The sequence below is a fragment of the Micromonospora sp. DT47 genome (genome assembly GCF_049844475.1).
Taxonomy (GTDB): Bacteria; Actinomycetota; Actinomycetes; order Mycobacteriales; family Micromonosporaceae; genus Micromonospora.
The window spans coordinates 47100-73091 of sequence record NZ_JBNCLC010000018.1 but is presented as its reverse complement, the minus strand read 5'-3'; the positions used below and the strand labels follow the sequence as shown (position 1 = coordinate 73091).

The 25992-nt window shown below is 72.8% G+C and carries 26 protein-coding genes and 2 tRNA genes; 12 read left to right on the top strand and 16 right to left on the bottom strand.

What is annotated here, in order from left to right:
* The 6 genes from ACLQ2U_RS23740 to ACLQ2U_RS23715 form a co-directional block, all read right to left on the bottom strand.
* A tRNA-Met gene (locus tag ACLQ2U_RS23740) sits at positions 1-71 on the bottom strand.
* 217 nt (positions 72-288) lie between these two features.
* Positions 289-362, bottom strand: a tRNA-Met gene (locus tag ACLQ2U_RS23735).
* Positions 363-420: 58 nt separating this feature from the next.
* Entirely contained in the window at positions 421-693 is a 273-nt protein-coding gene (locus tag ACLQ2U_RS23730) for a hypothetical protein (RefSeq protein ID WP_425752943.1), read from the bottom strand.
* The gene (locus tag ACLQ2U_RS23725; protein WP_425752942.1) at positions 683-829 is read right to left on the bottom strand and encodes a sigma factor; all 147 of its coding nucleotides are present in this window, start codon (positions 827-829) and stop codon (positions 683-685) included. Before ACLQ2U_RS23725 ends, ACLQ2U_RS23730 begins: the two co-directional genes overlap by 11 nt.
* A gap of 114 nt (positions 830-943) precedes the next feature.
* Positions 944-3928, bottom strand: a complete 2985-nt coding sequence (locus ACLQ2U_RS23720) for a UPF0182 family protein (RefSeq protein ID WP_425752941.1) — start codon at positions 3926-3928, stop codon at positions 944-946.
* A gap of 128 nt (positions 3929-4056) precedes the next feature.
* Positions 4057-5070 (bottom strand): YlbL family protein, encoded by a 1014-nt coding sequence (locus ACLQ2U_RS23715; protein ID WP_425752939.1) that lies wholly within the window; start codon positions 5068-5070, stop codon positions 4057-4059.
* 182 nt (positions 5071-5252) lie between these two features.
* Here ACLQ2U_RS23715 and ACLQ2U_RS23710 point away from each other — a divergent pair, with 182 nt between their 5' ends.
* Positions 5253-6476: a zinc-dependent metalloprotease gene (locus ACLQ2U_RS23710; protein ID WP_425752994.1), complete on the top strand. Its 1224-nt coding sequence runs from the start codon at positions 5253-5255 to the stop codon at positions 6474-6476.
* 160 nt (positions 6477-6636) lie between these two features.
* On the opposite strand, the gene ACLQ2U_RS23705 is transcribed toward ACLQ2U_RS23710, so the two are convergent.
* Positions 6637-7239: a hypothetical protein gene (locus ACLQ2U_RS23705; protein WP_425752938.1), complete on the bottom strand. Its 603-nt coding sequence runs from the start codon at positions 7237-7239 to the stop codon at positions 6637-6639.
* Positions 7240-7393: 154 nt separating this feature from the next.
* The gene (locus ACLQ2U_RS23700; protein ID WP_425752937.1) at positions 7394-7924 is read right to left on the bottom strand and encodes a M48 family metallopeptidase; all 531 of its coding nucleotides are present in this window, start codon (positions 7922-7924) and stop codon (positions 7394-7396) included.
* Between the two features lie 514 nt (positions 7925-8438).
* On the opposite strand from ACLQ2U_RS23700, the gene ACLQ2U_RS23695 reads away from it, so the two are divergent.
* From ACLQ2U_RS23695 to ACLQ2U_RS23685, 3 genes are all read left to right on the top strand, one after another.
* On the top strand, positions 8439-8606 hold the full coding sequence (locus ACLQ2U_RS23695; RefSeq protein WP_425752936.1) for a DUF5679 domain-containing protein: 168 nt from the start codon (positions 8439-8441) through the stop codon (positions 8604-8606).
* Between the two features lie 205 nt (positions 8607-8811).
* Positions 8812-9867 (top strand): hypothetical protein, encoded by a 1056-nt coding sequence (locus ACLQ2U_RS23690; protein WP_425752935.1) that lies wholly within the window; start codon positions 8812-8814, stop codon positions 9865-9867.
* A 69-nt stretch (positions 9868-9936) separates the two neighbouring features.
* On the top strand, positions 9937-11268 hold the full coding sequence (locus ACLQ2U_RS23685) for an ABC1 kinase family protein (protein WP_425752934.1): 1332 nt from the start codon (positions 9937-9939) through the stop codon (positions 11266-11268).
* 293 nt (positions 11269-11561) lie between these two features.
* Here the strand turns inward: ACLQ2U_RS23685 and ACLQ2U_RS23680 are convergent, their stop codons facing one another.
* The 3 genes from ACLQ2U_RS23680 to ACLQ2U_RS23670 all read right to left on the bottom strand — a co-directional run bounded on the left by ACLQ2U_RS23680 (position 11562) and on the right by ACLQ2U_RS23670 (position 14605).
* The gene (locus tag ACLQ2U_RS23680) at positions 11562-11927 is read right to left on the bottom strand and encodes a WhiB family transcriptional regulator (protein ID WP_425752933.1); all 366 of its coding nucleotides are present in this window, start codon (positions 11925-11927) and stop codon (positions 11562-11564) included.
* A gap of 128 nt (positions 11928-12055) precedes the next feature.
* Positions 12056-12313 (bottom strand): hypothetical protein, encoded by a 258-nt coding sequence (locus tag ACLQ2U_RS23675; protein ID WP_425752932.1) that lies wholly within the window; start codon positions 12311-12313, stop codon positions 12056-12058.
* Between the two features lie 123 nt (positions 12314-12436).
* Positions 12437-14605 carry an ATP-dependent DNA helicase UvrD2 gene (locus ACLQ2U_RS23670; protein ID WP_425752931.1) on the bottom strand — a complete coding sequence of 723 codons (2169 nt, stop codon included), beginning with the start codon at positions 14603-14605 and terminating at the stop codon, positions 12437-12439.
* A 90-nt stretch (positions 14606-14695) separates the two neighbouring features.
* On the opposite strand from ACLQ2U_RS23670, the gene ACLQ2U_RS23665 reads away from it, so the two are divergent.
* From ACLQ2U_RS23665 to ACLQ2U_RS23650, 4 genes are all read left to right on the top strand, one after another.
* Positions 14696-14938, top strand: a complete 243-nt coding sequence (locus tag ACLQ2U_RS23665) for a mycoredoxin (protein ID WP_425752930.1) — start codon at positions 14696-14698, stop codon at positions 14936-14938.
* 386 nt (positions 14939-15324) lie between these two features.
* Positions 15325-16302, top strand: coding sequence for a helix-turn-helix domain-containing protein (locus tag ACLQ2U_RS23660; protein ID WP_425752929.1), 978 nt, complete (start codon positions 15325-15327; stop codon positions 16300-16302).
* A gap of 79 nt (positions 16303-16381) precedes the next feature.
* Positions 16382-16609: a DUF397 domain-containing protein gene (locus tag ACLQ2U_RS23655; RefSeq protein ID WP_425752928.1), complete on the top strand. Its 228-nt coding sequence runs from the start codon at positions 16382-16384 to the stop codon at positions 16607-16609.
* A 219-nt stretch (positions 16610-16828) separates the two neighbouring features.
* Complete coding sequence (locus tag ACLQ2U_RS23650; protein ID WP_425752927.1) at positions 16829-17098, top strand: hypothetical protein; 270 nt, start codon at positions 16829-16831, stop codon at positions 17096-17098.
* 177 nt (positions 17099-17275) lie between these two features.
* On the opposite strand, the gene nudC is transcribed toward ACLQ2U_RS23650, so the two are convergent.
* The 3 genes from nudC to ACLQ2U_RS23635 are packed head-to-tail and all read right to left on the bottom strand — an operon-like array spanning position 17276 to position 20897.
* Positions 17276-18223, bottom strand: coding sequence for an NAD(+) diphosphatase (gene nudC, locus ACLQ2U_RS23645; RefSeq protein WP_425752926.1), 948 nt, complete (start codon positions 18221-18223; stop codon positions 17276-17278).
* 29 nt (positions 18224-18252) lie between these two features.
* Entirely contained in the window at positions 18253-19590 is a 1338-nt protein-coding gene (locus ACLQ2U_RS23640) for a M16 family metallopeptidase (protein ID WP_425752925.1), read from the bottom strand.
* Entirely contained in the window at positions 19587-20897 is a 1311-nt protein-coding gene (locus ACLQ2U_RS23635) for a M16 family metallopeptidase (RefSeq protein ID WP_425752924.1), read from the bottom strand. The genes ACLQ2U_RS23640 and ACLQ2U_RS23635 overlap by 4 nt, the downstream gene beginning before the upstream one ends.
* A 321-nt stretch (positions 20898-21218) precedes the next feature.
* Here ACLQ2U_RS23635 and ACLQ2U_RS23630 point away from each other — a divergent pair, with 321 nt between their 5' ends.
* Genes ACLQ2U_RS23630 through ACLQ2U_RS23615 form a run of 4 tightly spaced genes read left to right on the top strand, consistent with a single transcriptional unit; the run spans position 21219 to position 24177 of the window.
* A complete protein-coding gene (locus tag ACLQ2U_RS23630; RefSeq protein WP_425752992.1) occupies positions 21219-22283 on the top strand; it encodes an ABC transporter substrate-binding protein in 1065 nt (354 codons plus the stop codon).
* Positions 22280-23059, top strand: coding sequence for an ABC transporter ATP-binding protein (locus ACLQ2U_RS23625; protein WP_425752923.1), 780 nt, complete (start codon positions 22280-22282; stop codon positions 23057-23059). Before ACLQ2U_RS23630 ends, ACLQ2U_RS23625 begins: the two co-directional genes overlap by 4 nt.
* A complete protein-coding gene (locus ACLQ2U_RS23620; RefSeq protein ID WP_425752922.1) occupies positions 23049-23933 on the top strand; it encodes an ABC transporter permease in 885 nt (294 codons plus the stop codon). Before ACLQ2U_RS23625 ends, ACLQ2U_RS23620 begins: the two co-directional genes overlap by 11 nt.
* 4 nt (positions 23934-23937) lie before the next feature.
* Positions 23938-24177 (top strand): hypothetical protein, encoded by a 240-nt coding sequence (locus tag ACLQ2U_RS23615; RefSeq protein WP_425752921.1) that lies wholly within the window; start codon positions 23938-23940, stop codon positions 24175-24177.
* A gap of 16 nt (positions 24178-24193) precedes the next feature.
* Here ACLQ2U_RS23615 and ACLQ2U_RS23610 read toward each other — a convergent pair whose 3' ends face one another.
* Both ACLQ2U_RS23610 and ACLQ2U_RS23605 read right to left on the bottom strand, forming a co-directional pair.
* Positions 24194-24394, bottom strand: coding sequence for a hypothetical protein (locus ACLQ2U_RS23610; protein ID WP_425752920.1), 201 nt, complete (start codon positions 24392-24394; stop codon positions 24194-24196).
* 217 nt (positions 24395-24611) lie between these two features.
* Positions 24612-25922 (bottom strand): DEAD/DEAH box helicase, encoded by a 1311-nt coding sequence (locus ACLQ2U_RS23605; RefSeq protein WP_425752919.1) that lies wholly within the window; start codon positions 25920-25922, stop codon positions 24612-24614.
* Positions 25923-25992: the final 70 nt, after the last annotated feature.

Below are 25992 nucleotides of genomic sequence, written 5' to 3'. Positions count from 1 at the left end.
CGGGGACAGGATTTGAACCTGCGACCTCTGGGTTATGAGCCCAGCGAGCTACCGAGCTGCTCCACCCCGCGTCGACTCCATAAGCCTATCGCATCCTGCCGGCAAAGATCAGCCGGGTCGCCCGATCGACCGAACGGGCAGCTCAGCGGGCCTGCGAACGCAATCGGCGGGCGGTCGGGCCGGCCCAACCGGGCGCCGGCCGGTCGCTTCGCAACGGCCGGCGAACCGGCCGATCGGCGGGGACAACGAAACGGCCCCGAGGATCAGATCCTCGGGGCCGTTCATTCGTAGCGGGGACAGGATTTGAACCTGCGACCTCTGGGTTATGAGCCCAGCGAGCTACCGAGCTGCTCCACCCCGCGTCGACTTGGTAACCGTAGCGCACGGACCCCCCGGCCCGCAAAACGGGCCCGGTTCCCGTCAGTCCCACCAGTCCCGCACGGCCTCCGCCGCCGCACGGCTGTCCGCGTCGACCTGCGCCCGGGGGCTGGAGCCGCTCTCCCAGCCCCGCTCCCAGAGCACGGTCACGACGTCCCCGACGCCACCGCCTGCCGCAGCGCGGCCAGCACGTCGTCCGTTCGGCCCGCCCGGTAGATGGTGATGCTGTTGGCGCACCTGGTCCGGCGGGACCAGGCCACGCGGGTCGGTGTCCTCGGCCAGCGACCGGTAGAAGCGGTCCAGTTCACGCGACATCCGGCACCCGGCGGCTGACCACCAGCCACAGCCACGCCTCCGGCGCCGGGTGGCTGGCCAGCTTCCCCCACTGTCGCCAGGCCCGGGCGTACGCCTCCTGCACGAGATCCTGGGCCCCGCCGTGGTCGCCCGCCACCGCGTGGCGGTGGACGGAGCCGCCGGGTTGCGGGCATCCGGTCGGAAAAGCGACGGAGCCCGCGACCCGTCCCCCCGGATCGCGGGCTCCCGTGAAGGATCGCCCCGGGGCCGGTCAGCCGCCGGGCGAGGGGGCCGGGCTGCCGCTGGGCGCCGAGCCCGGCGAGGCGGCCTCCTGCGCCTGCTGGAACGCGGTCATCGCCTCGTCCAGGGCCTTGAGCGCCTGGCCGTACCGTTCGAAGTCGCCGGAGGTCTGCGCGGCCTTGACCTCGGCGATCGCCAACTGCACCCGGTCCGCGGCGGCGGCCAGCTCACCGGTCAGCGGCGGTGGCGTGCCACCGGGCGGGGGTGGGGTGCCACCGGGCGGCGGTGGCGTGCCACCGGGTGGGGGTGGGGTGCCACCGGGCGGGGGTGGAGTGCCCTGGGCGGCCCGCTTGCCCTGCTCGACGAGCTGCTTGATGCCGTCGGTCAGGTTGTTGGCCAGCACCACGTACGAGCCCCCGTCGCCGTACGACAGCAGCACCTTCTGCAGCAGCGGGTACGCGTCCTGGTTGCTGCTCTTCACGTAGACCGGCTCGACGTAGAGCATCCCGTCGCCGAACGGCAGCGACAGCAGGTTGCCGTACTGCACCTGGGCCTGGTTCGAGGAGAGGAAATTGAGCTCCCGTCGGATGTCCGCGTTGTTGGTCATCTGCTGGTGCACCTGGACCGGACCGGAGATCCGGGTCTGGTCCGGCAGCTCCAGCACCTCCAGCTTCGGTTGCCCGTCGACGTACGACCCGGAGATCAGCGCGGCCAGGTTCTGCCGCCCGTTCGGGGTGACCGCCGCGGTCAGCTGGAAGCGCGCCGCCTCCTGGCCGGGGAACTGGGTGAAGAGGTAGTACGGCGGCTGTTTCTGCCCGCTGTCCGGCGCGTCCGGCACGTTCGGGACCTGCCAGAAGTCCTGGCCGGAGTAGAAGTCACCGGGGTCGGTCACGTGGAACTTGGTGAGCAGGTTGCGCTGCACCTTGAACATGTCGGCCGGGTAGCGGAAGTGCTCGGCCAGGTCGGCCGGGATGGCGCTCTTCGGCAGCACCAGGTCGCCGCCGAACGCCTTGTTCCACGCCTTGAGCACCGGGTCGCTCTCGTCGAACTCGTAGAGCCGAACCGTGCCGTCGTACGCGTCGACGGTGGCCTTCACCGAGTTGCGCATGTAGTTGACGTTCTCCCGGGCCAGCTGGAAGGTGCCCCGGTTGGTCAGCTCGTCGGTGGTCTCCTGCTGGAGGTTGACCCGCTCGGCGTACGGGTAGGTCGCCGCCGTGGTGTAGCCGTCGATGATCCACTGGACCCGGCCGTCGACCACCGCCGGGTACGGGTCGCCGTCCAGGGTGAGGAACGGCGCGACCTTCTCCACCCGGTCCCGCGGGTTGCGCACGTACAGCAGCCGGGAGTCGTCGTTGATGGCGTCGGAGAGCAGGAAGTTCGACTCCTGCTCCTTGATCGAGTAGAGCAGCCGGCGGGTGAACGAGCCGATCTCGACGCCGCCCTCGCCGGCGTAGGTGTAGTACTGCTCGCCGCTGCCGCTGGAGCTGGGGCGGTCGAACTCGGCGTTGCGGTCCTTGTCGGTCTGCCCGACGATCGCGTAGTCGTCGGCCGACATCCGCTCGCCGTAGTAGATCCGCGGCTGGGTGGTCGGGATCTCCTCGTTCGTCGAGGCGCAGGCCTCCTGCGACTTCCCACCGCCGAGGAAGCCGGAGACGAAGAACGGCTGACCGCCGCAGACCACCTGGTTGGCCGGCGCCCCGACCAGCCCGTACCCGTGGGTGTAGACGGTGTGCCGGTTGATCCAGTTGTTGTTGGGCAGCTCGCCGTAGTTGATCTCGCGGACGCCGACCACGTAGTCGGAGGTCTTGTTCGCCACCGAGTACCGGTCGATGTCCAGCTTCGGACCGAAGTCGTAGAAGCCCCGGACCTGCTGGAGCTGGGTGTACGTCTCGGAGACCAGCTGCGGGTCGAGCAGCCGGACGTTCGGCACGACCGAGGTGTCGGTGGCCAGGCTCCCCGGCGGGACGAGGTTGTTCGCCTCGTACTCGGTGGCCTTCGTGCCGCCCAGGCCGAACGCCGCCCTGGTCGCCTCGATGCTGCGGGTGATGTACGGCGCTTCCTTGTCCCGGGCGCTCGGCTTGACCTCGAAGGTCTGCACCGCCCACGGGTAGATGCCGCCGATCGCGACGGCGGAGACGCCGAGCAGGGCCAGCGCGATGCCCGGCCAGACCAGGTTCCGCATGACCGCGTTGGAGAAGACGATGATGGCGATCGCCACCACGATCGAGATGTAGGCCAGGATCTCCTTGGCCGGCAGCAGCGCGTTGATGTCGGCGTAGCCGGCGCCGTAGAGCTTCGCCCCCTCGTTGTACTCCAGCAGCATCGCCCGCCGGTCCAGCACGTACGCGATCGCCTTGAGCAGGACGAAGACGGCGACCAGCGTGCTCAGGTGGGCCCGGGCGGCGTTGGTCATCCGGTCGCCGACGCCCTGCAGCCGCACCCCGCCGAAGATGTAGTGCACCGCCAGCGCGCCGAGCAGGGCGAGCACCACCGCGGTGAAGCCGACCCCGAGCAGGTAGCGCCAGAACGGCAGCTGGAAGACGTAGAAACCGACGTCGATGCCGAACTCCGGGTCCTTCACCCCGAAGTCGCCGCCGTTGCGGAAGAGCAGCCACTGGTTCCACCGGCTCTGCCCGGAGAGCCCGGCGAAGAGCCCGAGCACCGCCGCGGTCAGGCTGATCCAGGTGCCGATCCGGGGGCCGAGCAGCATCCGGTAGCGCTCGAGGGTGGCCTGCTCCAGCGAGTGCGGCCGCAGCGCCGGCCGCAGCCGGTAGGCCAGCCACAGGTTGACGCCGACGAAGGCGGCCATGCCGAGGCCGACGGCGAGGAAGAGCAGCAGCCGGGTGACCAGCACCCCGGTGAAGACCGGGGTATAACGGACCTCCTCGAACCAGAGCCAGTCCGTCCACGCCTGGACACCCCAGCCGAGCAGGGTGAAGAGCACGAACACCCCGACCAGGACAGCGATGGTGACGCGTCCGCGCCGGCTCATCCTCGGCAGGGGACTGCTACGCATGACCACTGTTGGCTCCGCACGCTCGATGTGATCGGCTCCGGGCAGGCACCCAGAGTACGGGGTGTTTCTGAAACGCGGCGGGGCAAGGTCACGCCGTCTCGCCACGCCGGCCGTCGGCGGCCGCCGGGTCAGCAGCGCGTCGGCTGTCCCCCGGCGCGCAGCGTCTCCATCGCGGTCAGTGCCTCGTCCAGCGAGCCGACCCTGAGCAGCGGCAGGTCCGGCTGCGGATTGCGGACCGCCTCGGCGCAGTTGTCCGCCGGCACCAGGAAGACCTTGGCCCCGGCCTTCTTCGCCCCGACCAGCTTCTGGGCGATCCCGCCGATCGGGCCGACCCGGCCCTCATCGTCGATGGTGCCGGTACCGGCGATGACCTTCCCGCCGGTCAGGTCGGCCGGTTCGACCTTGTCGACGATGCCGAGGGCGAACATCAGCCCGGCGCTCGGGCCACCGATGTTGTTCAGGTCGATCTTCAGGGTGAAGGGGTGCGGCTGCCGCTGCTCCGGCACCAGCCCGATCCGCGGCCGGCCGTCCTGCTCGCGGCTGGTCACGGTGGCCGTGCCCGGCACCCCGTCCCGGGTGTAGCCGATCTTCAGCGCGGTGCCGGCCGGCTTGGCCCGGACCAGTTCGACCAGCTTGGTCGCGGTGGTCACGGTGGTGCCGTCGACGGCGGTGATGACGTCGCCGGCCTTGAGCACGCCGCTGGCCGGGCCGTCCGCGGCCACCTCCCGGGCCACCACCTGGACCGGGTACCCGAGCTCGACCAGCGCGGCGGTCTCGGCGCTGGTCTGCGAGTGCTGGAAGTCCTCGGCGTTGCGCTTCTCCACCTCCTCCTGGCTCTCGCCCGGCGGGTAGACCAGCTCGCGCGGCACCACCGCCTCGTCCTTGGAGAACCAGCCGGCCAACGCCCCGCGCAACTTGACGGTGGGCTGCACCCCGACCGTGGTCATCCGGAGCTGCCCGGCGGAGGTGGACGTCGCCCGTCCGGTGACCTGGATGACCTCCTTGCCGTCCGAGGTGCCGAGGGTGTTCACCGTCGGCCCGGGGCCGAGCACCACGTACGGGAGGGGCGCGCCGAGCACGCCGATGCTGAGCAGGGTGGTGAGCAGAGCACCGAGGAGGACGGTCACGCCACGACGTCTCATGCGGCAGAGCGTACCGACCACGGGCGGCCGCCCCGGCGGGCCGACGCCGACTTCGCCCTCAGCGCAACGCCAGCGGCGGCGACCTGGGGCGCGGCGCGCGTACCGTAGACCCCGTGCCTGATATTCCGTTCGGTTTCGCGCTCCCGGGTGGGCAACCACCAGACCCCAACGATCCCGCGCAGATGCAGCAGTTCATGTCGCAGTTGCAGCACCTGCTCTCCGCGCCGGGCAGCGGGCCGGTGAACTGGGACCTGGCCCGGCAGGTGGCCGCCAGCCAGCTCGCCGCCACCGGCGACCCCGCAGCGTCGCCGTACGAGCGGCACGCGGTGGAGGAGGCGCTGCGCCTGGCCGACCTCTGGCTGGAGCCGGCGTCGGCCTGGCCCACCGGAATCCGCACCTCGGTGGCCTGGAACCGGAACGAGTGGATCTACAAGACGCTGGACGTCTGGCGCAAGCTCTGCGACCCGGTGGCCAGCCGGATGGTCGGCGCGATGGGCGACCTGGTGCCGCCGGAGGCGCGCGCCCAGCTCGGCCCGATGCAGTCGATGGTGGCCACCCTGGGCGGGGCGCTCTTCGGCGGCCAGCTCGGCCAGGCGCTCGGCCAGCTCGCCGCGGAGGTGCTCTCCGCCGGCGACATCGGCCTGCCGTTGGGCCCGGCCGGCACCGCCGCGCTCGTCCCGGCCAACATCCGGGCGTACGGCCAGGGTCTGGAGCTGCCGGAGGACGAGGTACGCCTCTACGTGGCCCTGCGCGAGGCCGCCCACCAGCGGCTGTTCGAGCACGTCCCGTGGCTGCGCGGGCACGTGCTGACCGCGGTGGAGAACTACGCCTCGGGCATCCGGGTCAACCGGGAGGCGATCGAGGAGGCGATGGGCCGGGTCGACCCGACCGACCCGGAGTCGATGCAGGCGATCGCCCTGGAGGGGATCTTCACCCCGGAGGACACCCCGGCGCAGAAGGCGTCGCTGGCCCGGCTGGAGACGGTCCTCGCGCTGGTCGAGGGCTGGGTCTGCCACGTGGTGGACAACGCCGCCGGTGAGCGGCTGCCCAACGTGGTACGCCTCGGCGAGGCGTTCCGCCGACGTCGGGCGGCCGGCGGTCCCGCCGAGCAGACCTTCGCCGCCCTGGTCGGGCTGGAGCTGCGGCCGCGCCGGCTGCGCGAGGCGTCCGCGCTCTGGGCGGCGCTGACCGAGCACCGGGGCATCGCTGGCCGGGACGCGGTCTGGGGTCACCCCGACCTGCTCCCCTCGGACGAGGACTTCGCCGACCCGGTGGCCTTCGCCACCGCCCGGGAGGACCTTGATGACGAGCTGGCCAGCTTCGACTTCAGCGCGCCCGGCGGCCCGGAGGAGCAGGCGCCCGGCGGCGGCGCACAGCCCGGCCCGGACGACACCGACAAGCCCTGACGCCCACCGAAGGCCGGGTCCGCACAAACCGCGGACCCGGCCTTCGCCGTCCTCACCCCCTGAGCCCCGCCGATCTTGCACTTTCCGCCCCGGCACAAGGGGCGAAAGCGGCAGAACAGGGGCCGCAAGTGCATGATCGCGGGGACGAGGGCGGCGGGGGTCAGGGGGCGGGGGCGGAGAGCAGGGCGCGGGTCGCCTCCCAGCCCTCGACCGCGGCGTCGAGGGCGGCCAGGTCGGCCGGGCCGCGCAGCCGCCGCCAACCGGGGCTGACCGCCACGTCGGCCGGTTCCGGCGCCGCCCGGCGTACGTCCGTGGGGAGCGCGGTGTCCAGGTCCAGCGGCGGCAGCCAACCGGGTACAGGCAGCCGGGCGGCCACGCCGAGCAGCCCGGGACCGGGCCCCTCGACCGGGGCGACCGCGACGGGCCGGCTGGTCAGCGGCCGGAGCAGCTTGCCCAGGGTCAGCCCGGGCAGGTCAGGGGCGTCGGCCGCGACCACAGCTGCCTGGTCGTAGCCGGTCAGGGCGGCCAGCGCGGCGTTGACGGTGAGCTCCGCGACCTCGTGGATCGTGGTGCCCGGCCAGACCACCGCCTCGGCGAGCCACCGGTCCGACGGCGTCACCGCCACCGCGGTCTCCACCTCGCTGAGCGTGGCGAGCAGGTCGACCACGTCCTCGGCCAGCGCGGTACGCCAGTCCACCAGATCGATCCCCGGCGGCGACCAGGCCACCGGGCCGAGCAACGCCACCACCACACGTCGGGCCACGCCCCGACCCTAGTGCGCCGCCCGCCGCCCGGGCGATGATCGACTCCGTGTCGCCGGAACGGCGGTGCCCGGGCCAGGCTGATGCCGCCATCTCGCCGACAGTGAGTCGATCATGCGGCGAGGGCGGGAGCGGGACGCGCCGGCGAGGGCGGGGTCAGCCGGGGACCGGTACGGCGGAGGCGGCGGCAACACCCTCGAGGTAACCGCGGGCCCGCTCGGTCTTCGGGTACCGGCCGACGAGGGCCCAGAAGGCGCTGTTGTGGCTGGGCACGATGAGGTGCGCCAGCTCGTGCAGCAGGACGTAGTCGAGCACCCAGTCGGGCATGTCCTGGAGGCGGTGCGAGATCCGGATGGTCCGGTCGGCCGGGGTGCAGGATCCCCAGCGGCCGTTCTGGTTGGTGACCCACCGGACGCTGCTCGGCAGGGCCTCGCCGCCGTGTTCGGCGAGGTAGAGGTTGATCAGTCGCAGGGCCCGGTCGAGCAGCTCGGTGTCGGAGCGGGCCAGCCGCCCCTCACGCGCGGCGAGCCGGGCCAGCATCCGGTCGACCCACTCGCTCTCCTCGGCCCGGGAGAACTGGTCGGGGATGAGCACCACGACGCGCTCCCCGTCGCGGTAGGCGGACACCGTGCGTCGCCGACGCTGACTGCGTCGTACCTCGACGACTGGCTTCCGCGCCCCTGCCATCAGCGGGCCGCGCAGCCGTGGTTTCCTGCCACGATGGAAAGCTAATGCGTACTGACCAGGGGTCCGCAAGAGTCAACACTCCGCCGCGCGTCCGGAAAGTGGTGGTTGGTCGCGGGGAGTCCCGAAAAAAACTGCGGGTGACCACGCGGGCCGGGCCCGGTCACCCTTCGTGGCGGCCAGGCGGCGACTCCGATCGCGTGCACCCCCACCGTAGGTGATCATCCGACCGGGTGGCGTTCCACCCCCGCTAGGGGTCGTCTGAACGGCTTCACCCGGCGTGTCCCCCGCAAACTCACTTATCCCGCCCATTCCGGCATGCACACTCTCGACGTCGACTTCCTCACAGTGTCGATGCACAGCTGACATGGAACTGCCCAGAGCTGGGTAGGGTCCGCCAACCAGCGGTCACGTGGGTGACCGCGGAGATAGACCCAGCGCCGGCGCCCCGCGTGGCCCGCCGCCGGGAGACCTGCCGGGCCGGCAAGCCCGGCGGACGAGACGAGGAGGGGCTACCGTGGCCGACCAGGCCCAGACCTACAACGGTTACTGCGTGAAGTGCAAGGAGAAGCGGGACTTCGAGGGACACATCGAGGTCTCGAAGACCGGGATGAACATGGCCAAGGGCAAGTGTCCGGTGTGCGGCACAACAGTGAACCGCATCCTGGGCAAGGCGCAGGTCTGACCCGTACGGGTTCCGGGGGAGGGATGGCCAGCGGCCACCCCTCCCCCGTCCCATGTCCGGCCCGACCTGCACTGTCAGCTGGACGACAGGATTACCGGCCGGTTGTGGATAACCCGCGAATTCCTGTGGACAGCGCTGGACAGCGAGCCGCGCACCTGTGGACAACGATCGACGGAAAGCGAAGACGCGATCACGATTCGTCGTCATGGGCCGTACGACGCCACTCCCCCGCCCCACGCTGCTGCCCGGGCTGACCCGCCTCTGGCGGGACCGGCACACCCTGCAGCTCGGCCTGGAACCGGGCCGCGCGGTCCTGCTGGAGGTGGCCGACCCGCGCACCGCCCGGCTGCTCGACCTGCTCGACGGCAGCCGCAGCGAGCGGAGCGTCCTGGCCCACGCGGCCCGCGCCGAGGTCCGCCCGGACCAGGCCCGCGGCCTGCTCGACACGCTCCGCGCGGCCGGGCTGGTCGTACCCGCGCACACCCTGCTCCCCCGCGATCTGGCCGGCCCGGCGCGGACCCGGCTCGCCGCGGAGGCCGGGGCGCTCGCCCTGGCCGCGCCGGCGCTGCCCGGCACCCCGGCCCAGGTGCTGCGCCGCCGGCGGGTGGCCCGGGTGGCGGTGACCGGGACCGGCCGGCTCGGCGCCCCGGTCGCCGTCGCGCTCGCCCAGGCCGGGGTGGGGCACGTGGCGCCCGAGCTCACCGGCCCGGTCCACCCCGGCGACCTGGTCGGCACCGGCCTGGCGGCGGCCGAGGTCGGGCATCCGCTGGCCACCGCGGTCCGGGCCGCCATCGACCGCGCCGCCCCGGGTACCCGGACCCACCCGCTGCGGCGGAGCCGGGTGGAGCTGGTGGTGCACCTCGGTACGGACCGGCCGGCCGCCCTGCTCGCCGCCGGTTACGCCCAGCGCCGCCAACCGCACCTGCTGCTCGGCCTGCGCGAGGGCGTACCGGTGATCGGGCCGCTGGTCCGGCCGCCGGTCGGCCCCTGCCTGCACTGCCTGGACCTGCACCGGGTCGACCGGGACCCGGCCTGGCCGACGCTCGCCGCCCAGCTCGCGGCGGATCCCGCCGACCAGGTCTGCGGCACCGCGACCCTGCTGGCCGCCGTCGGGTACGCGGTCGCGGAGGCGCTGGCCCACCTCGACGGCGGCAGCCCGGAGACGCTCGGCTGCGCGGTGGAGGTCGGCGCGGCCGGTCGGCTCCGGCGTCGGGTCTGGCCGCCGCATCCGTCCTGCGGCTGTTCCGGGCGGCGGCGCTGAGGGGGGAAGCCGAGGCCGAGCCCGGCTTCGGAGCCGCACCGGCCCCCCGAAGTCGGTAACAATGACCGGGTGACCGACATCCCGCGCCGGGCCGTGTCCCGGACCGCCAAGCTCGCCGCTCTGCCGCTCGGCTTCGCCGGGCGGACCGTCCTCGGCATGGGTAAGCGCGTCACCGGGCTCGCCTCCGACGTCATCTCCGCCGAGATCCAGCAACGCACGGCGGAGCAGCTGTTCAGCGTCCTCGGGCAGCTCAAGGGCGGTGCGATGAAGTTCGGCCAGGCGCTGTCGGTCTTCGAGGCGGCGCTGCCCGAGGAGATCGCCGCCCCCTACCGGCAGGCGTTGACCAAGCTCCAGGAGGCCGCGCCGCCGCTGCCCGCGGCGACCGTGCACAAGGTTCTCGCCGAGCAGCTCGGGCCGGACTGGCGGGACCGTTTCGTCGAGTTCGACGACACCCCGGCCGCGGCGGCGAGCATCGGCCAGGTGCACCGGGCGGTGTGGCGGGACCCGCAGACCGGCGCGGGCCGGAGCGCGGCAGTCAAGATCCAGTACCCGGGCGCGGGCGACGCACTCCTCGCCGACCTCAAGCAGCTCTCCCGGCTGGGCGGGATGTTCCGCGCCATCCAACCGGGCCTGGACGTCAAGCCACTCCTGGTCGAGCTGCGGGAACGGATCACCGAGGAGCTCGACTACGAGCTGGAGGCCGAGTCGCAGCGCGCCTTCGCCGCCGCGTACGCCGACGACCCGGAGATCTTCATCCCGGCAGTGCTCTCCGCCTCGCCCCGGGTGCTGGTCACCGAGTGGATCGAGGGGACGCCGCTGGCCGCCATCATCCGGGAGGGCACCGAGGAGCAGCGCGACGCCGCCGGGCGGCTGATGGCCACCCTGCACCTGTCGGCACCGCCCCGGGCCGGCCTGCTGCACGCCGACCCGCACCCGGGCAACTTCCGGCTGCTGCCGGACGGCCGGCTCGGTGTGATCGACTTCGGCGCGGTGGCCCGGATGCCGGAGGGCACCCCCGAGCCGATCGGCCGGATCGCCGCGCTGGCGCTGCGCGGCGACGCGGACGGGGTGGTGGCCGGCCTGCGGAAGGAGGGCTTCATCAGCTCCACCGAGCCGATCGATGCCCAGGCGGTGCTCGACTTCCTCCGTCCGATGCTGGAACCGATCGCCGCCGAGGAATTCCGCTTCACCCGAGCCTGGCTGCGGTCCGAGGCGGCCCGGCTGGCCAGTCCGAAGTCGCCCACCTACCAGCTCAGCCGTCAGCTCAATCTGCCCCCGTCGTACCTGATGATCCACCGGGTGACGCTGGGCTCGATCGGGGTGCTCTGCCAGTTGGAGGCGAAGGCGCCGTACCGGGGCATCCTGGAACGCTGGCTGCCCGGTTTCGCGCCGGTCGCCTGACGACGCGGGGGCGGTGACCGGTCTTCCGGTCACCGCCCCCGCGTAATCGTAGGGATCTAGAGAACGCCCAGGTCGCGGGCCGACTGGCTGCGGCTGTTCATGGCGACGGTACGGGCGGAACGGGTTGCCTCAGTGCTCGTGGTGGTACGACCGGCCTGAGGCCGTCGCATTCGGGCACGGGACAACGCTTCGTGGAGTAGTTGCATCTCGGTTCCATTCGGCAGGACCAGCATTGTCGTCAGCTTTCTCTCGGCCGGTGGGACACCGGCGGGGACGTGTGGAACGGGAAGTTGTCAGGCTGCCAGCCGGACCGCGTTGCGCCAGGTGGCCACACCACTGGCCGCCATTCGCGCCTCGGCCTCGACCCGGAGCGCCGCGTCGCGGGCGAGGTCCTCCTTGCGCGGGCGGCCGCGGGGCCGCTTGCGCGGGACGACCGCGCCACGCTCGAAGATCTCGCCGCCCCAGACGCCCCAGGGCTCGGCCCGCTCCACCGCACCGGCCAGGCACTCGACGCGCAGCGGGCAGTCCCCGCAGAGCGACTTGGCCAGCTCGAGCTCGGCGGGCGAGTCGGAAAACCACAGGTCGGGGTCGAACTTCCGGCAGGGCAGGTTCGCCTCCACCTCGACGCTCACGTCGAGCGGGGCCAACGCCAGACTCATCGCCCGGTCACCTCTCTCTCACTTCGATCTCGTGGATCGCATTCCGACGTACTTCGGCGGGACAAAAAACTGAGGCCGCGGATCCCGGTGAGCGGGTTCCGCGGCCTCGAGGTGAGCCGGTGGTCTGGTTACCAGACCGGTCTCCCTCGAGGTGGAACGCCGCGGACATCCGTGCGCTTCTTGGCGACACCGATGCCCATGCCCGTGAAGCCACTGGTCCGCTCGACTCCGATCGGTGCGACGGTCAGGGTCAGCTCGGCCTGAACCTGGACCTGGTGCACCTGCGGAACCGACGGTCGCGTGGCGGCAAGGGCCACCCGGACAGTCGACAGCGGAGCGCAGGCAGCTGGCATCGCCGCCGGACGCTCATAGGTGAAGATCTCCACGGGTGCCACCTCCCTCACGTTCCTCGTGCCGACTGGGTCTCCACCCCGTGAGCAGCCGGAATGGCGCCGCTCCCGAGGTGTGCCATGAGGCTATTCCTCGCCTGGGGGCGAGGGCAAACGAATTTACGACGAGATTTCGAAAGTTTTCTCCGGGCCGATGTCGTCCACCGCCGCACCGTCCACCAGCGCCAGCACCGCCTCCCCGTAGAGGCCGAGCTTCCGGGGCCCGATCCCGGCGATCGCGATCAACTCCTCGGCCCGCCCGGGACGTCGCTCGGCCAGCGCGGTCAGGGTGGCATCGGTGAAGACCACATAGGCCGGTACCTTCTGCGCGCCGGCCACCCGGGCCCGCCAGTCACGCAGTCGCTCGTACAGATCCTCGTCGATGTCGGAGGGACAGGTCGGGCAGCGGCCGAGCTTGCGGTCCGGGCCGGCGAGCAGGGTGGCGCCGCAGATCCGGCAGGAGACCACCTGGTTACGCCGCCGTTCGACGTCGCCACGCCGGGTCGCCGCGCTCCCGCCGGCCCGCTCGCCGCCGCCGGAGCGGTCCAGCTGCGGCAGGAAACGGGACGGCCGCCGGGCCCGACCGCCCGGCGACCGGGCCGAGGCGTACGACAGCCAGAGCCACTCGCGGGCCCGGGTGACCCCGACGTAGAGCAGCCGGCGTTCCTCCTCCACCTGCTCCGGGGTGCGGGCGTACGAGGTGGGCAGGGTGCCCTCGGAGAGCCCGACCAGGAAGACCGCGTCCCACTCCAGCCCCTTCGCCGAGTGCAGCGACGCCAGGGTCACCCCGTCGACCGTCGGCACGTGCTGCTGGGCGGCGCGGCGGGCCAGCTCCTCGTTGAAGTCGGTCAGCGTCACCGGGCGCTCCACCGCCGCGGCCTCACCGATCGGCAGCACCTCCGGCGTGGCCGCGTACTCCTCGGCGAGCTGGACCAGCGCGGCGAGCGCCTCCCAGCGCTCCCGCGCGGCGCCGCCGGCCGGAGCGGCGTCCGGGGCCCAGGCGACCGCAGCGAGCGCCTCGACCACGGCGGTCGGCAGCGGGGTCTCCCCCGGGATCGAGCGGGTGGCGGCCCGCAGCGCGATCATCGCCTGGCGCACCTCGACCCGCTCGAAGAACCGCTCCGCGCCCTGCACCACGTACGGCACGCCGGCCTCGGTGAGCGCCTTCTCGTACGCCTCGGACTGCGCGTTGGTCCGGAACAGCACGGCGATCTCCTTCGCCGGGGTGCCCCCGTCGACCAGCGTCCGGCAGCGGGCTGCGACGGCGGCGGCCTCGGCCGGTTCGTCGGTGAAGATCCGCAGCTCCGGCTCGGGGCCGGGCGGGCGCTGCCCGTGCAGCTCCAGCCGCAGCCGGGCCTCGGCGCCCCGGGCCTGTGCGATCACCGCGTTGGCCAGCCCGACCACCTGTGGGGTGGAGCGGTAGTCGCGGACCAGCCGGACCACCGTCGCGCCCCGGTACCGGCGCGGGAAGTCGACCAGGTACGACGAGGTAGCCCCGGTGAACGAGTAGATGGTCTGGCTGGCGTCGCCGACCACGGTGAGGTCGTCCCGGCCGCCCAGCCACGCATCCAGCAACCGCTGCTGCAACGGGTTGACGTCCTGGTACTCGTCGACGACGAGGTGCCGGTACTGGCCGCGGACCTGCTCGGCGACGTCCCGGTGCTCCTCGATCCCCCAGACCGCGGCGCGCAGCATGTCCTCGAAGTCGATCACCCCGTTGGCGCGCTTGAGCCGCTCGTACGCGGCGAAGACGTCGGCGACCTTCGCCGGCTCGTGCGGTGTCTCGCGCAGCGCCTTGGCCGCGGCGACCACGTATTCCCCCGGCTCGACCAGCGACGACTTGGCCCACTCGATCTCGCCGGCCAGGTCGCGCGCGGCGGCCCGGTCGGTCCGCAGGCCCACCTTGGCAGCGGCGAGGGTGACCACCCGGACCTTGCTGTCCAGCAGCTCGGGCATGGCGCGCCCGTCCAGCAGCCGGGGCGCGAAGTAGCGCACCTGACGCAGCGCCGCGGCGTGGAAGGTGCGCGCCTGCACCCCGGTGACGCCGAGCGCGGTGAGCCGGGCCCTCATCTCGGCGGCGGCCCGGGCGGTGAAGGTGACCGCCAGCACATGCCGGGCGGAGATCTCCCCGGAGAGCGAGCGGTGGGCGATCCGGGAGGTCACCGCGCGGGTCTTGCCGGTGCCGGCGCCGGCCAGGATGCAGACCGGGCCGGCCGGGGCGGTCACCGCCGACCGCTGCTCCGGATCCAGTCCGGCGAGCACGAGTTCCGCCGTTGAGTGAACCACCACAGCGAGGAATCATCTCAGCTCCGGCTGATGTTGCAGCGGTTAGCCTGGCCTGATCGGACCCGGCGCAGCGACCCTATGGAGGACCCGACCATGTTGACGATGTATTCCACCCCGTGGTGCGGCTACTGCCACCGGCTGAAGTCGCAGCTGGACCGGGAGGGCATCGGGTATGAGGTGGTCGACATCGAGCAGGACCCGAAGGCCGCGGAGTTCGTGATGAGCGTCAACGGCGGCAACCAGACCGTCCCGACGCTGCGCTTCGCCGACGGGAGCGCCCTGACCAACCCGTCGATCACCCAGGTCAAGCAGCACCTGGCCACCACCGCCGGCTGACCCGCAGCGGAGTCGAGGAGCGGCCGCCCCACCGGGGCGACCGCTCCTTTTCCGTACCCGGCCCCACCCTCGGCTGGCTGCCGCGCCAGAGCCAGGCCCCGGCGGCGTGGTGACCACCCCGACCAGGTGGCGCAGCCTGGCCGGCCAGCGCAGGGTGGCCGCCGCCGGCTCGTGCCCGGACACCCGGAGCAGTCCGACCACGGCGGCGTGTCCGGCCGGGACTCCGTCGTCCGGGGCCGATGACACCTTCCACAGTCCTCTTTTTGTCGCAAGACACGCCCTCGCCGGAACCACCGACGCCGGCCGCGCCGTCCATACTGACCGTGGGGGGTGAACTCCATACAGTTACCGTCGCGTCCGCGGCGGTCGACGGAAATGAGGACATCGTGCCTCCTGCCGTACCGAGCCCGATCCTGCGTCGCCGCAGGCTGGGCACCGAGCTGCGCCGCCTGCGCGAATCGGCGGGCCTCACCGGCGACCAGGTCATCGAACGGATCGGCTGGGCGTCGGCATCGAAATTGTCCCGGCTGGAGAACGGGCGCAGCCGACCCGACCCGGACGACGTGCGAGTGCTGCTGGAGCTCTACGGCGCCGAGGAGGAGTTGCGCGCGGAGCTGCTCGGCATCACCGAGGAGGCCGGCGACATGCGCGCGTGGCGCCGGTCGTACCCGGTGATGACGCAGCAGCAGCTCGGCTGGGCGGAACTGGAGGCGGGCTGCGCGGAGATCCGCGAATACAACCCGGTGCTGGTGCCGGGGCTGCTGCAGACCTCGGGCTACGCGCGACTGCGGATCATGTCGGCCAACCGGGCGGCCGACGCGGCCGGCGAGCCGGACGGCGCCGAGGACCCGGAGACCGAGGTGCAGGCCCGGCTGGCCCGTCAGCCGCTGCTGGACCGCGCCGACGGCCCCCGCTACACGGCGGTGCTGGAGGAGGCGGCGCTCGGCCACCGCGCCGGCCCGCCGGAGGTGCTCCACGAGCAGCTGGTCCAGCTCTGCGAGCTGGCCATGCTGCCCAACGTCACGCTGCACCTGCTGCTGCGGGACACCCGGATCGGCGAGTTCTACCTGCCGCCGACCGCCTTCTCGCTCTACCGGTTCGCCGACCCGCAGGATCCGGAGACGCTGGCGATCGAAGGCGGCTTCATCGACGCCATGTCCACCGAGGCAAACACCGTAAATCGCTATAAAGTGGCTTTCGAGTGGCTATGCTCGGCGGCGCTATCCGCATCGGACACCCTTACCTGGCTCTTCACGGCGACGGGACGGCTGACCGACACGGCAGCCCCGTCCACGGCGGCCGCCGGTCCGGCAGCGGCGCCGGCCCAGCGCCGCCGGCACTCCGGGCGCCTGACGGAACGGTGATCCACGCCGGGCCCGCCGTCGGGACCGGGCAACCGTCACTCGTCCCCATCGGAGCAGACCAGGACCAGGAGCAGAAGCCATGAACGAGATCCGCAACACCGTCCCCGCCCGCCAGTTGACCCACGCGCCCTGGCGCAAGAGCACCCGCAGCCAGACCTCGAACTGCGTCGAGATGGCGCCGCTGGGTGCCGGCCCGGCCGCGGTCGCGCTCCGGGACAGCAAGGACCCGAGCGGTCCGGTGCTGTTGTTCAACCGGGCCGGCTGGCTCGGATTCATCGGCGGGGCGAAGAACGGACAGTTCGATTGAACTGATCCGGTGACCGGATCGGGGCCGTCGGCGTGACGCCGGCGGCCCCGCGTCGTCTCCCGGCCACGACCGTCCTGACCAGGCATCATCCGATCGGTCGAGTACCGGACCGATCGTCGCGTTTCACTTGCTGGGACCACCGACGGGCGTAACATGACGTTTCAGTGACGTGGAAGTTCCACTGCGTACTCGTCCGTCGCGGTCCATCCGGAGACAGCCATGCGTTTCCTGATCGTTCGTACCGACATCCGTGCCGCCGCCGACAACGACATCCTGGCCGCCTGGGCCGGCGGAGGCCGGCTGCGCGACGAGACGACCACCCCCGAACCGCGACGCCAGATCGTGCACGCCGAGGACCGGGACGCCGCGCTGCTGCTGGCCCGGGCGCTCGCCACGGTGGGCGCGGTCCGCTCCGGCCGACAACGGGTCAAGGTCCTGCCGCTCGACGAGTCCGGGCACCACGAGAGGTGGGACTACCCCTGGACCTGAGCGTCCCAGACGTCCGTCGTGGTCGGACCGGCTCCCCCGCCGCGTTCCTCGCCCCGCCCGCCCACGACGGTCCGTGTTCCCGGCCCGTGACCGTCGCGGCAACGACGGCCCGGGCCGGGACCGCGTCCGGGGTACGCCATGGCGGCCCCGCCGGCTCCCGGAGCCGCGCCGAGGCGGTCAGCAGTGGCCGTCGAGCCAGCGGTGGATCAGGAAGAGCGCGATCGACGAGGGCGGCGGCAGGATCACCCGGGCACCGTCCCCGGCGTCCACCGCCCGCCCGCCCAGCACCGCGCCGATTTCCCGGCGGGAGAACCACCGGGCGTACGCGATCTCCAGCGGATCCACGTGGATCGGCTCGCCCGGGTCCGCCTCGGCCAGGAAGCCCAGCATCAGCGAGCCCGGGAACGGCCAGGCCTGGCTGCCCGCGTACGCGATCCGCTCGACCGCGACCCCGACCTCCTCGCGGACCTCGCGCAGCACGGCGGCCTCCGCCGACTCCCCCGGCTCGACATAGCCGGCGAGGCAGGAGAAGCGGCGCTCGCCCGGGGTGTGCGGCCAGGTGGCGTTGTTGCCGAGCAGGCACCGCCCGTCCAGGCCGCCCACCCCGTCGTGCACCAGGACGATCATCGCCGGATCGGTGCGCGGCCAGGCCCGCTGGCCCTCGGCGTCCACCCGCGACCAGCCACCCTCGTCGATCTCGGTCCGGTGCCCGGTCCGCGGCGACCAGCCGTGCCCGAAGTGCCAGTTGACCAGCGCCAGCGCGGTGGTGAACAGACCCGCGTCCCGGTCGCCGAGCAGGTGACCGATCTCCCGCAGGTTCACCGGCCGGGTGCCGGGGAGCTCGGGCAGCGGCGCGTCGACGGCGAAGACCGGCACGCCGTCCGGCTCCACCCCGAGGAAGAGCGGCACCGACTCCCCGGTCGACCCCACCTCCACGGCGTCGCGCAGCACCAGCGCCGGCGGGTTGGCGTCGGTACGGACCAGCGCCCGCCCCTCCCGGGTCGAGTCGAGCACCAGCACCCGGGCCCGCCGCCACGCCTGCGCCAGCCACTCCCGGTCGGTACGCCGGTGCGCCGCCCGGTCCAGCGTGGACCGGGCCAGCGGTGGGGCCGGTTCGCCGCTCACGCCGGCTCCACCCGGACCGGGCTGACCGCTCACGCCGACTCCACCCGGACCGAGGTGAGCGCGGCCAGCGGCGCCGCGACCCGTTCGGCGTCGCCCAGCACGACGGTGACCGCGTGCGCCGGCGCCAGGTAACGGGCGGCCGCCGCGGCGACGTCGTCGACGGTCGCCGCCGCCAGCCGGGCGGCGTGCTCGGCGAGGAAGTCCAGCCGCAGCCCGTTGCCGGCGTACGCGCTGGTCAGCGAGGCCAGGCCGGACTGGGTGGACATGCCGAGCTGGAGCGTGCCGAGGGCGTACTGGCGGGCCTGCTCCAACTCGTCCGGCTTGGGCGGCAGCGAGGCCAGCCGGCCCAGCTCGTACGTGGTCTCCAGCAGCGCCGGGCCGGTCACCTCGGTGGCCACCTCGGCTGACGCGATCAGCACCGAACCGGCCACCGAGTGCTCGACCGCCGAGTGCGGGCCGTACGTGTAGCCCTTGTCCTCGCGGATGTTCTCCGTCCAGCGGGACGAGAAGTAGCCGCCGAAGACCAGGTTGGCCAGTTGCAGCGCGGCGTGGTCGGGGTGGGTGCGGGGCACCGCGGGCAGCGCGATCCGCAGCGAGGACTGCACCGAGCCGGGCCGGTCGACCAGGAGCAGCGGGCCCGGCTCCAGCGCCGGCGCCGGGGGCAGGCCGACGCTGCGTCCCCCGCCGTCCCACGCCGAGAGCGCCGCCTCGGCGGCGTCCAGCGCCCGATCCGGCTGCACGTCGCCGACCAGCACGAGCACCGCCTCGGCCGGGTGCACCCGCTCGGCGTGCAGCTTGCGCAGCGCCGCCGGGCGGACCGCCCTGACCTGGTCGGGCTCGGGGGTCTGCACCGCGTACGGGTGCCGGCCGTAGATCCGCTTGAGCAGGGCGGTACGGGCCAGGTGGGCCGGCTGGCTCTGCGCCACCTGGATCCGGTCGACCAGCCGGTCCCGCTCGGTGCCGACTTCCTGGTTCGGGTAGGTCGCGCCGGTCAGCACCTCGGCCAGGATCTCCAGCGTCCGGTCCAGGCCGGTGACCAGCCCGGCGCCGGAGAGCATCAGCCGGTCCGGGTCGATTCCGGCGGCGAGTCCGCCGCCGACCCGCTGCAGCTCGGCGGCGATCTGGACCGCCGACATGGTCGGGGTGCCGGAGAGCATGGTCTGCGCGAGCATCGCGCTGCGGGCCAGCTGGGTGCGGCCGAACGGCATCCAGAGCCGCAGCTCGATCAGGGGGACGGCGGGCCGGCGTACCGCGATCACGGTGAGCCCGTTGGCCAGCGTCCGCTCGGCCTGCTTCGGCAGCTTGAGCTTGCGGGTCGGGCCGAGCGCCGGCAGGGCGCGCGGCGCGGCGGGGGCGGTCGTGGTCACCGGGCACCTCCGGCGACGACCTCGACGCACGCGCGGCGCTCCGGCCGCAGGGTGGCCGCTGCGGCCCGGACCTGCTCGTCGGTGACCTCGCCGACCAGTCGGGGCAGCTCGTTGAGCAGGCCCGGTTCGCCGCGCTGCTGTTCCAGGACCGCCATCCGCAGCGCCCGGCCGAGCACCGCGTCGGTGTCCCGCAGCAGGTGGGTGGCCATCCGGGCCTGGGTACGGGCCAGCTCGCCCTCGGTCAGCCCGTCGGTGGCCAGCCGGTCCAGCTCCTCGTCGATGGTGCACAGCACCTTGTCGACGTCACCGCCCGGAGGCAGGTGTGCCTGGAGCAGCAGCGCGGTGGGGTCGCGCACGTCGAACGGGTCGCCCATGAAGCCGAGGTAGCCGCCGAGGCCGGTGACGCTGCGGTCCCGCTGGACCAGCCGCTCGACCAGCCGGGAGGCGTCGCCGTCGGTGAGCACCTCGGCCAGCACCACGTACGGGAGGTAGCCGGCGAAGTCGCCGATCGGGTCGGGCACCCGCCAGGCCCCGGCCACCGCGGGCAGCGGGGCGAGCTTGTCGGTGTACGTGGCGCGCCGCTCGGCGGTCAGGTCGGGCTCGGCGAAGTCGGGGCGCTCCGGGGCGGGCCGGGCCGGCACGTCGCCGAAGTGCCGCTCGATCAGCGTGGTCGCCTCGGCCACGTCGATGTCCCCGCTGACGGCGAGGACCGCGTTGCCGCTGGCGTAGTAGCGACGGAAGAAGTCGGCGGCGTCGGCGACGGTGGCCGACTCCAGGTCGACGAAGGAGCCGTAGCCGTCGTGCGCGTTGGGGAAGGTGTCGAACATCACCGGCGGCAGGGTCAGCCAGGGGAACCCGCCGTACGGCCGGTTGAGCACGTTGACCCGGATCTCCTCCTTCACCACGTCGACCTGGTTGCGCAGGTTCTCCTCGGTCAGCCGGGGACCGCGCATCCGGTCGGCCTCCAGGAAGAGCGCCCGTTCCAGCGCGTTGCTCGGCAGCGTCTCGAAGTAGTCGGTGTAGTCCAGGTGGGTGGAGCCGTTGAAGGTGCCACCGGCGCCCTGCACGTGCCGGAAGTGGGCCAGCTTCTCCAGGTTCTCCGAGCCCTGGAACATCAGGTGCTCGAAGAGGTGGGCGAAGCCGGTGCGCCCCTCCGGCTCGGACCGGATGCCGACGTCGTAGACGACCGCGACCCCGATCACCGGTGCGCTGCGGTCCGGGGTGAGGACCACCCGCAGGCCGTTGTCGAGGCGGAACCGCTCGACCGGATATTTCGTCGCTGGAATTCTCGCTCTCCGCGTCGGCACGTGATCGACCCTAGTGCGGCGTCTACCAACGTGCACCGGCTTACCGGTGAGTTCGGTAGATCCCCGCCGGGTGGCGAGCGACTCCCCACCGTTTTGCACAGGGACGGCTGCGTCGGCGGTAGGTCCACCACCCGGGGTGCGGGTGGCGATGTTGGCAGCCGCGACGAGGTCGCGGTGCCCGGAGTATCGACAGTGCGGGCAGGCCAGCGTGCGCCCGCGAGGTTTTCGCCCCGTCCCGGATCGTGGACCGGTCTTGACGCAGCCCGGCCACTGCCCCAGTCTTCCTACCAACCAAGTAGGAATACTGTGGATTGGATGATGATGAGACGGCTCCCCTTCCGTCGGTTGGTCTCCCTCGCCACCCTCGCCGTCATCGGCGTAGCGACGGCGGGGACCGCCGCGGCGTGCGGCGACGACGACGACAGCGTGGCCGGCGGCTCCGGCCCGGTCACCCTCCGGCTGGGCTACTTCCCCAACATCACCCACGCGCCAGCGGTGGTCGGCGTCGAGAAGGGCATCTTCACGCAGAAGCTCGGCACCGGCGTCAAGCTGGAGACCAAGACCTTCAACGCCGGCCCGGCCGCCATCGAGGCGGTCTTCTCCGGCGCGCTCGACGCGACGTACATCGGTCCAAACCCGACCGTGAACGCCTTCTCCAAGTCCAAGGGCGAGGCCGTCCGGGTCATCTCCGGCGCCGCCTCCGGCGGCGTCGCGCTGGTCGTCAAGCCGGAGATCACCTCGGTGGAGCAGCTGCGCGGCAAGAAGATCGCCACCCCGCAGCTCGGCAACACCCAGGATGTGGCGCTGCGGTACTGGCTCAGGGAGAAGGGCCTGAAGACCACCAAGGAGGGCGGCGGCGACGTCAAGGTCGTCCCGCAGGAGAACGCCCAGACGGTGGAGACCTTCACCGGCGGCGCGATCGACGGCGCCTGGGTGCCGGAGCCGTTCGTCTCCCGGCTGGTCAACGCCGGCGGCAAGGTGCTCGTCGACGAGCGCGACCTCTGGCCGGACCGGAAGTTCGTGATCACCAACCTGATCGTCAGCACCAGGTTCCTCAAAGCCCACCCCGACGTGGTGAAGAAGCTGGTCGAGGGGCAGGTCGCCGCGAACGAGTTCGTCAAGACCACACCGGACGAGTCCCAGCAGGCCATCTCCGACCACATCGGCAAGATCACCGGCAAGCCGCTGGACGTCAAGCTGATCAAGCAGGCCTGGCCGACGCTGGAGTTCACCAACGACCCGATCGCGTCCTCGCTGAAGACCGGGCTCGACCACGCGGTCGCGGTGGAGCTGACCCAGCCGGTCAGCCTCGACGGTCTCTACGACCTGACGTACCTCAACGAGGTGCTGAAGGGTCAGGGCAAGGCCGAGGTCACCCAACCATGACGTCGACCACGACGACGCCGCGGAGCGCGACCGGTGCGGTCGCGCTCTCCGGCGTGACCAAGGTGTACGGGCGCGGGGCGAACGCCGTCCTCGCCCTGGACGGGGTCTCCCTCGACGTCGAACCCGGCGAGTTCGTCTGCCTGGTCGGCGCCTCCGGCTGCGGCAAGAGCACCCTGCTGAACCTGATCGCCGGCCTGGACCGGCCCAGCGGCGGGCAGATCGGCCTCGGCGACGGGGTCGATCCCGGGTTGATGTTCCAGGAGCCGGCGCTCTTCCCGTGGCTGACCGTCGAGGGCAACGTCGAGGTGCCGCTGAAGCTGCGCGGGCTGCCCCGGGCCGAGCGCCGGGAGCGGGTGGCCGAACTGCTGCACACGGTGCACCTGGCCGACTTCAGTCGCAGGCGCCCGCACGAGCTCTCCGGCGGGATGCGGCAGCGGGTCGCGCTGGCCCGTACCCTCGCCCTGGACACCCCGTTGCTGCTGATGGACGAGCCGTTCGGCGCGCTCGACGCGATGACCCGGGACATCCTCCACGACGAGCTGGAACGCATCTGGTCCGAGCGGCGGCTCACCGTGCTCTTCGTGACCCACAACGTCCGGGAGGCGGCCCGGCTCGCCGACCGGATCATCCTGCTCAGCAGCCGGCCCGGCCGGATCATCTGGTCCACCCGGGTGGACGTGCCCCGGCCGCGACGGATCGACTCGCCCGAGATCGCATCCATCGCCGCCGAGGTCACCGACCGGCTCCGTTCGGAGGTGGGCCGCCATGGCCGGTGACACGCCATCCACCGCGCTGCGCACCGACGCGGAGATCTCCGGGCTGGACGCGCTGGCGATCGCCGGCCGGGAGCGGGAGACCTCCCGTGGCGCCCGGCTCTGGGCCGCCACCTGGCCCAAGCTCGCCGCGTTGGCCATCGCCATCGGGCTCTGGCAGCTCGTGGTCTGGAGCGGCTGGAAGCCGCCGTACTCGCTGCCCGGCCCGGTCACCGTCGGCGAGGAACTGCTCCGGCAGGTCGGCGGCGCCCAGCTCTGGGAAGGCCTCGCCACCACCCTGCGCCGGGCCGCCGTCGGGTACGTCTTCTCGGTCGCCGTCGGGCTGCTGGTCGGCCTCGCGGTGGCCCGGTCCCGGGTGCTCCGGGCGGCCATCGGCTCGATGATCACCGCACTGCAGACGATGCCGTCGATCGCCTGGTTCCCGCTCGCCATCCTGCTGTTCGAGCTGAGCGAGAAGGCGATCTTCTTCGTGGTGGTCCTCGGCGCCGCGCCGTCCATCGCCAACGGGGTGATCGCCGGCGTGGACTACGTGCCGCCGCTGCTGGTGCGGGCCGGCCGCAACCTCGGCGCGCGCGGGCTCGACCTCTACCGGTACGTCATCGCGCCCGCCGCGCTGCCCGCCATCGTCGCCGGGTTGAAACAGGGCTGGGCGTTCTCCTGGCGCAGCCTGATGGCCGGCGAACTCATCGTGGTCGGCATCTCGCAGACCTCGCTGGGCGCGCAGCTGACGTACTCGCGGGAGCTCTCCGACGCGCCCTGGCTGCTCTCCACGATGATCGTCATCCTGATGGTCGGCCTGCTGGTGGACGCCGCGTTCGGGGTGGCGGACAAGGCGATCCGGCGCCGCTGGGGCGTGCTCGACCAGGCCGGCAACTGACGCCGTGTACGTCTCCGCGCGCAGCGACTACGCCCTGCGGGCCATGCTCGCCGTCGCCGCCTCGGCCGGCGGTGACGGCGGGCCCGACGGCGACGGTGCCGCACTGGTCAAGGCGGCGGCCCTGGCCGAGGCCCAGGGCATCCCGCTGAGCTTCCTCCAGGGCATCCTGCTCGACCTGCACCGGCCGGCTACCACGGGGTGGCCAGCGGGCTGCGCGACGTGTGGCTCGCGGTGGACGGTGTGATCGCCCTGGTGGGACGTCAGCCGGTCGAGACGAGGTGGGCGACGGTGTCCGTGCCCGCTGGCGTACGGAGGTCCACCAGCCCGGCGGGTGCCGGGGCACCGGGGACGGGGTGCCAGGGGGCGAAGGCCGCGACCATGGCGAGCACCAGCCCCGCGCCCGCCACCGCGAACACCACCAGCAGCTCGCGCAACGCCCCCGAACCGGCGTCGCCCGCCATGGTCACCCCTCCCGTGCCCGGCCGACCAGGGCCGGGTTCATCCCCCAGGGCAAGCTTCGACCAGGCGCCGCCACGGGACAGTCGCCGATCGGACGCAATCGAGTCGGCAAGCCGACTCGATCCCGGCCATGATCACGTACGGTGCCCGACCGGCCCCGCAAGGTCGACTTCATGTCGATCATCGCCCGGGCGCCGCAGCGCCGGGATGAGGAGGGGGTCAGGCGGTACGCGGGCGGCGCGGACGGCGGGAGCGGCCCGAGGTGCGGTGCGCGGCGCGCGTGCCCTCCCCGCCCCCACCACCGGTACGCGGACGCGCGGCCGGCGCCGGCTGCGGGGCGACGATGGTCACCGGCACGCCGGACGGCTCGCGGGCGCCGGTTACCCGGGCCAGCGCCTCGTCGCCGAGGCGCACCTGGGTGGACTGCGGCTTGATGCCGGCCACGCTCATCAGCCGGGAGACGTCCCGGCGCTGCTCGGGCAGGACCAGGGTGACCACGGTGCCGGACTCCCCCGCCCGGGCGGTACGACCACCCCGGTGCAGGTAGTCCTTGGCCTCGGTCGGCGGGTCCACGTTGACCACCATGTCGAGGCCGTCCACGTGGATGCCCCGGGCCGCCACGTCGGTGGCGACCAGGGCGGTCACCTGGCCGGTGCGGAACTGCTCCAGGATCCGGGTGCGCTGCGGCTGCGACTTGCCGCCGTGCAGCGCCGCAGCGCGTACGCCCCTGGAGAGCAGCTGCCGGGCCAGCCGGTCGGCGCGGTGCTTCGTCCCCATGAACAGGATGGTGCGGCCCTCGCGGGCGGCGATCCGGGCCAGCGCGTCGGGCTTGTCCACCGCGTCGACGTGCAGCACGTGGTGGGTCATCTCGGTCACCGTGGCGGTGCCCGGGTCCACCGAGTGTGAGACCGGGCTGCTCAGGAAGCGGCGGACCAGCCGGTCCACGCCGCCGTCCAGGGTGGCGGAGAAGAGCATCCGCTGGCCGTCCGGGGCGACCTGCTCCAGCAGCTTGGTGACCTGCGGCAGGAAGCCCATGTCGGCCATCTGGTCGGCCTCGTCGAGCACGGTGATGGCGACCTCGCCGAGCCGGGCGTCACCCCGGTTGACCAGGTCGTTCAGCCGGCCGGGGGTGGCCACGACCACCTCGGCGCCGGCACGCAGCGCGTCCGCCTGCCGCTGCAACGACAGGCCGCCGACGACGGTGGCGCAGCGCAGCCCGAGGGCGCGAGCGTACGGGGCGAGCGCGGTGGTGACCTGCTGGGCCAGCTCCCGGGTGGGCACCAGCACCAGCGCCAGCGGGCGGCCGGCGCGGGCCCGGCGGCCGGCGGTACGGGACAGCAGCGGGAGCCCGAAGGCGAGCGTCTTGCCCGAGCCGGTACGACCCCGGCCGAGTACGTCCCGGCCGGCGAGCGAGTCCGGCAGGGTCGCCGACTGGATCGGGAACGGCTCGGTGATGCCCTGCGCGGTCAGCTCCGCGAGCAGCGCCGGGGCCAGGCCGGTGGCGGCGAAGGTGGGAATGGTCATGGTCATGCGGAATGCCTTCCTCGACGCGGCACGTGTCGAGGGAGGGCGCCGGGAAGCGGCGCGGTCACCGACGGAG

Bases quoted from the DNA above. Each gene is read 5' to 3' on its own strand.
- ACLQ2U_RS23630 (WP_425752992.1), top strand. From the start codon at position 21,219: ATGAGACGGCTCCCCTTCCGTCGGTTGGTCTCCCTCGCCACCCTCGCC.
- ACLQ2U_RS23720 (WP_425752941.1), bottom strand. From the start codon at position 3,928: ATGCGTAGCAGTCCCCTGCCGAGGATGAGCCGGCGCGGACGCGTCACC.
- ACLQ2U_RS23625 (WP_425752923.1), top strand. From the start codon at position 22,280: ATGACGTCGACCACGACGACGCCGCGGAGCGCGACCGGTGCGGTCGCG.
- ACLQ2U_RS23700 (WP_425752937.1), bottom strand. From the start codon at position 7,924: ATGGCAGGGGCGCGGAAGCCAGTCGTCGAGGTACGACGCAGTCAGCGT.
- ACLQ2U_RS23620 (WP_425752922.1), top strand. From the start codon at position 23,049: ATGGCCGGTGACACGCCATCCACCGCGCTGCGCACCGACGCGGAGATC.
- ACLQ2U_RS23655 (WP_425752928.1), top strand. From the start codon at position 16,382: ATGAACGAGATCCGCAACACCGTCCCCGCCCGCCAGTTGACCCACGCG.
- ACLQ2U_RS23690 (WP_425752935.1), top strand. From the start codon at position 8,812: ATGGGCCGTACGACGCCACTCCCCCGCCCCACGCTGCTGCCCGGGCTG.
- ACLQ2U_RS23605 (WP_425752919.1), bottom strand. From the start codon at position 25,922: ATGACCATGACCATTCCCACCTTCGCCGCCACCGGCCTGGCCCCGGCG.
- ACLQ2U_RS23610 (WP_425752920.1), bottom strand. From the start codon at position 24,394: ATGGCGGGCGACGCCGGTTCGGGGGCGTTGCGCGAGCTGCTGGTGGTG.
- ACLQ2U_RS23665 (WP_425752930.1), top strand. From the start codon at position 14,696: ATGTTGACGATGTATTCCACCCCGTGGTGCGGCTACTGCCACCGGCTG.
- ACLQ2U_RS23650 (WP_425752927.1), top strand. From the start codon at position 16,829: ATGCGTTTCCTGATCGTTCGTACCGACATCCGTGCCGCCGCCGACAAC.
- ACLQ2U_RS23715 (WP_425752939.1), bottom strand. From the start codon at position 5,070: ATGAGACGTCGTGGCGTGACCGTCCTCCTCGGTGCTCTGCTCACCACC.
- ACLQ2U_RS23680 (WP_425752933.1), bottom strand. From the start codon at position 11,927: ATGAGTCTGGCGTTGGCCCCGCTCGACGTGAGCGTCGAGGTGGAGGCG.
- ACLQ2U_RS23710 (WP_425752994.1), top strand. From the start codon at position 5,253: ATGCAGCAGTTCATGTCGCAGTTGCAGCACCTGCTCTCCGCGCCGGGC.
- ACLQ2U_RS23730 (WP_425752943.1), bottom strand. From the start codon at position 693: ATGTCGCGTGAACTGGACCGCTTCTACCGGTCGCTGGCCGAGGACACC.